The sequence below is a fragment of the Jiangella asiatica genome (genome assembly GCF_004349065.1).
GTDB classification, from domain to species: Bacteria; Actinomycetota; Actinomycetes; order Jiangellales; family Jiangellaceae; genus Jiangella; species Jiangella asiatica.
In genome coordinates this window covers 1-4,582 of sequence record NZ_SMKZ01000109.1, presented here as the reverse complement: position 1 = coordinate 4,582, position 4,582 = coordinate 1, and the positions used below count along the sequence as shown (strand labels likewise).

At 62.8% G+C, this 4,582-nt stretch carries 4 protein-coding genes; 3 read left to right on the top strand and 1 reads right to left on the bottom strand.

Translation table 11 applies throughout. The annotated features are described in order from the left end of the window. Nucleotides 1-187 precede the first annotated feature (187 nt). From E1269_RS31875 to E1269_RS31865, 3 genes are all read left to right on the top strand, one after another. Nucleotides 188-667 (top strand): nuclear transport factor 2 family protein, encoded by a 480-nt coding sequence (locus tag E1269_RS31875; RefSeq protein WP_131902263.1) that lies wholly within the window; start codon nucleotides 188-190, stop codon nucleotides 665-667. A 142-nt stretch (nucleotides 668-809) separates the two neighbouring features. After that, nucleotides 810-2,621, top strand: a complete 1,812-nt coding sequence (locus E1269_RS31870) for an ABC transporter substrate-binding protein (protein ID WP_131902261.1) — start codon at nucleotides 810-812, stop codon at nucleotides 2,619-2,621. Then, a complete protein-coding gene (locus tag E1269_RS31865; RefSeq protein WP_131902259.1) occupies nucleotides 2,605-3,444 on the top strand; it encodes an SDR family NAD(P)-dependent oxidoreductase in 840 nt (279 codons plus the stop codon). Before E1269_RS31870 ends, E1269_RS31865 begins: the two co-directional genes overlap by 17 nt. 18 nt (nucleotides 3,445-3,462) lie before the next feature. On the opposite strand, the gene E1269_RS31860 is transcribed toward E1269_RS31865, so the two are convergent. Further along, entirely contained in the window at nucleotides 3,463-4,473 is a 1,011-nt protein-coding gene (locus E1269_RS31860) for an aldo/keto reductase (RefSeq protein ID WP_131902257.1), read from the bottom strand. Nucleotides 4,474-4,582 lie beyond the last annotated feature (109 nt).

The window sequence follows — 4,582 nt, the reverse complement described above, 5'->3', positions numbered from 1 at the left end:
AGTTGGCCGAACGACCAAGATCTCGAAGCACGGCGCGCCGCAGGAGCGAGTTCCGACATGACAGCAGCAGAAAAACGTCCCCTCGAAGCCCAGAGCGCACGAACCTATGATCTGAGTCACTCTGGGCCTGCATAGGCCCTGCCCCCACAGACCTTTCAACGGCCAACTTCCGACAAGGAGATCCGAGATGCCGGAAAGCGACCTGAACAACGACTATGTCGCCATCGTCGAGAAGCTGTGGACCGATCTCTGGGTCAACACGAAGTCGTCGGAGCGGACGCTCGATGACTTCCAGACCTACTTCGACATGATGGCCGACGATGTGGTGTTCAAGATCGAAGGACCAGAGGGTTGGGGACTGCCCACCTACCCGGCGGAGCACCGTGGCAAGGCACGAGTACTCGAGGTCTACACCAAGGAGGACCCCGGCCTCGTGGACCAGATCGACTACGAGCGTCCGCCCGAGTTCATCGGCCAGAGTAACCGGGTCGTCATCCTGGGCGCGGAGCGCTACCGGATCAAGAAGACCGACGTGATGGCACGGAACAAGGAGTTCGCCATCGTCATCGACTTCCGTGGGGGAAAGATCGTCAGAGTTCACCAGGTGGCGGATCTCTCGGAGTTTGCTTTTGCTTACCGTCCCGAGGATGGGACGGCTCAGGCCTGAAGAACGAGCCGCCGACGCGGCAACTGGGCGGGCGCGAATCACTGCAAAAGAGATGAGATCAATCGAGCCTGAGTGAACAACTCTCCACCTCACGGGATCATCCGGTTGGCCACCCGCGTACGAAATCCGATACGACCTGTCGATGGCTGTGACGCACGCCACCGTAACGGCCATCGACTTGGTCGGCGGCTGGAGTTATTTGACGAACTCCACGCCGTCGTCGACCAGAGATGCCGCCTTGACGCTTGCTGGATACTCGCCATACACTCAGTTCGAATCAATTGTTCAATCAGCTTGGCGCTTGCACGCAAGGGCGGCGATCAAGATGATGGACAGCAGGATCTACACGCGCCAATCCACCGACGCGGTTACGCGTCGAGCATTCCTACAGACAGCGTCGGGCATCGGTCTCGGAGCGATGACATTGGGGCCGGCCTTCGTGGGCGGCTGCTCTGCGGACGCCACTGACGGCACCGACTCGCCGTCTTCTGATGCTGGTGGGGCCGTGATGGCCGCACTCAGCGGGACGTTCACTGCGTTGGACCCGCAAAGCGACAGTTCTGCTTCCGCGCTCACCATCAACGACTACATCTACCAAGGCCTTTATCGGCTCGATCCGTTCCCCCCGAGAGCCGCGCTCGAACCCGACCTAGCCCTCGACCTGCCCGAGGCCGCCAGCCCCACTCACTACCGTATCCAAATTCGGAACGACGCGGTCTTCCACGACGGCAGCCCGGTCACCGCGGGCGATGTCGCCTTCACACTCAATCGCATCATCAATCCGGAGACCAGTCCGCTCTACGCTGGATTTTTCGACATCATTGCTAGCGTGCGAGCATCGGGCGACCACGAGGTGGAGATCGAGCTCACGCGGCCGACCACCTTGCTGCCTCTACGTCTGGCCATGGTCAAAGTACTGTCGGAGGCAGCCGTCACGTCATCGCCAGACGCGCTCACACTGCAACCGATAGGCACTGGCCCGTACGCCATCAGTGCGGCCACGTCCGACCGCGTGAGCCTCTCGCGCCACACCGCCTACGTGGGCCCCAGGCAGATCACCTACGACAGCATCGATTTCAACATCGTCACTGACGAGAGTGCTCGCATCGCCAGCCTGCGCACCGGTGACTCGGCCGTGATCATCGACGTTCCCTACAGTGCGCACACGGAACTGAACAACGTTGACACCATCAACATCGAGGCGGTCGAGGGAAACAGCCCGACATCTATCGTCTTTCACTGCGGGAAGCCCCCTTTCGATGACGTTCGCATACGCCAGGCAGTGTTGTACGCCATCGACCGGGACGCGATTACCGAGACGGCGTTCTTTGGCCAGGCGGAACCGGCTTGGGAGAGCTACTTCCGCCCGAACACTCCGGACTATGCCGTACCTGACACGATCTACAGCTACGATCCGGATCGGGCACAAGATCTCGTCGCCAGGTCAGGTTACTCCGGCCCGGACCTCGACATCGAGATCCTCGTTCCCAACATGCACATCTACACCGCCCAGAGCCCCATTATCGAGCAGAATCTCCGCGACATCGGCCTGAATCCGCGCATGACGCCCGGCGAGTTCGTCTCGCTCGTAGGCCGCCTAAGCGAAGGCACCTACAGCATGTTCCTGACCAGTGCCGACGCCACTGCCCTCGGCGCCTCGGACCTGGAGTTCCAGATCCGCTGGCAGTGGTACGGGTTCGTGCCGCGTCAGCTGCTTCATTGGGACGCACCAGAACTCGATCAGATCGAGGCCCTTCTCGACGGTGCGCTCTCGGCGCCGGACGAGAGCGAGCGGACCCGGCAGCTCATGGAGGCCCAGAACCTCATTCAGGAGCAAGTCCCACACGGCCCACTCCACCATCGAGCGCAGCTGACGGCATGGTCGAATGAGCTTGAGGATTTCCGACCCACTCCTTCGGCTCCCTACGTGCTGTTCGATGGCGTTCGAGGGTGAGCCAGTGGTTTCCGTTCGGGATGTCAGCGAACGCAGTATCGCTGAGTTGACATCGCTGGCTAGGCGGGTTGCCGTTGTCACCGGCGGCGCCCAAGGCATCGGCCTGGCGATCGCGCGGAGGCTGGCCGAGGCCGGCGCCGACATAGCGCTGGCTGACATCGACGACGTCGCACTTGGTGCTGCCGTAGCCCAGCTCCAGAGCAGCTACGACCGCAAGGTGATCGGCCTGCACGTTGATGTCGCTGACGAGGACGCGGTCCGTCACTTCGCCGACGACACGGTCGCGGAATTCGGCGGTCTGCACATCTGGGTCAACAACGCGGGCATCTACCCTGCCGTCCCGTTCCTCGAACTCACGACCGCTCAATGGCGGGCCGTGATCGACGTGAACCTCAATGGTGCCTACTTCGGTGCTCGTGAGGCTGCGGCCCGTATGGTGGCCGCCGGCGACCCCGGTGTGATCGTCAATGTGGCATCGGTCGCTGCCTATCGGGCCAACCCCACCTGTGGGGCTGAGTACATCTCTGCGAAACATGCGGTCCGAGGTCTTACCAAGTCGCTCGCGGCGCAGCTCGGCGGCCACGGCATACGCGTCCTCGCCGTGGCTCCGACCACGATCGAGACGCCAGGGCTACAGCGAAGTCGCGAGGAGATAGCCGGCGCGGGCTTCGACGCCATCGACGCTCATCAGGTCAGACCACTGGGCCGTGACGGCGTGCCGGACGACATCGCCCGCGTCGTATTGTTCTGCGCCTGCGACCTGTCCATCCTGATGACGGGCTCAACGGTGCTCGTGGATGGAGGAACCCTGGCTCTGCTCTGAGTACCGGACGCGAGGAAATCACGCCGTCGACAGTTCCGAGACCCCGGGGTACCACGCCGGCGGGCGTGCTTCTACAGGTCGGAGAATCCGGTCGATTTCGTCGAAGAGATCGACCGGAGGCGTCAGGTCGCCCGCGGCCACGTTCTGCTCGACCTGCGCCGGACTCGACGCGCCCGTGACGACGCTCGCGACTGCCGCCTCCCGCAGGCACCATCGGACGGCCGCCTCTGCCAGGCTCAGACCGGCCTCAGCTGCCGCGGACCTTGCCGTCTCGACCGCTCGCAGCACCTGCGGATCTGTGAACTTCGCCAAGAGCCAGTCCAGCTTGCCAACGCCCTTGTGTGCACGAGTGCCACTCTCAGGTGGCGCGCCCGAGGTGTACTTGCCGGTTAGCACCCCCATGGCCAGCGGCGACCACGACAGCACGCCGACGTCCAACTCCCGGCAGGTCGGAAGTATTCTCTTCTCGATCAGTCGCCAGAGTGCCGAGTACTGGAGCTGATTGGTCACGGGCGCGACCCAGTTGCGTTCGCGACAGAGCGTGACCACACGCCGGAGCTGCTCGGAGTCCCAGTTCGAGACGCCCCAGTAAATGATCTTGCCGGACGCTACGAGGTCATTCATGGCCCGCGCCGTCTCATCGACCGGTGTCTCTCGGTCGAAGTCGTGGCACTGGTACAGATCGATGTAGTCGAGCCCGAGCCGGCGCAAGGACAGGTCGACCTGGCCCATGATGTGCTTGCGCGACAGGCCACTGTCGAGCGGTGTGTCGCCCATCGGATAGCAGACTTTGGTCGCGACCATGAACGATTCGCGCCGAACACCCCGCAATGCTTCCCCGAGGACTTCCTCGGCACGACCGTGCTGGTACTCGTTCGCCGTGTCGAAGAGATTCACACCGAGCTCGTAGGCACGACGTGTGGTCTTGATCGCTTCGTGCGCGCTCTCTCCACCATCGTGACTCAGCCACGTGCCAAGGGCGATGACCGACGCCTTCGCTCCAGAGCCACCCAGCGTGCGAAACTCCATGATTCTCCTTTTCGAGCAGCGTGTCCGTCGTCACGGTCAACTGGGCACCGGCATGGGTTGTTACGCCGCTCTGTCTCGCTGGACCGCTTCTGCTCCCTTGGACTCCCGC

Excerpts from the sequence above, each read along its gene's own strand:
- E1269_RS31875 (WP_131902263.1), top strand. The coding sequence starts at position 188 with ATGCCGGAAAGCGACCTGAACAACGACTATGTCGCCATCGTCGAGAAG.
- E1269_RS31870 (WP_131902261.1), top strand. The coding sequence starts at position 810 with ATGGCTGTGACGCACGCCACCGTAACGGCCATCGACTTGGTCGGCGGC.
- E1269_RS31865 (WP_131902259.1), top strand. The coding sequence starts at position 2,605 with ATGGCGTTCGAGGGTGAGCCAGTGGTTTCCGTTCGGGATGTCAGCGAA.
- E1269_RS31860 (WP_131902257.1), bottom strand. The coding sequence starts at position 4,473 with ATGGAGTTTCGCACGCTGGGTGGCTCTGGAGCGAAGGCGTCGGTCATC.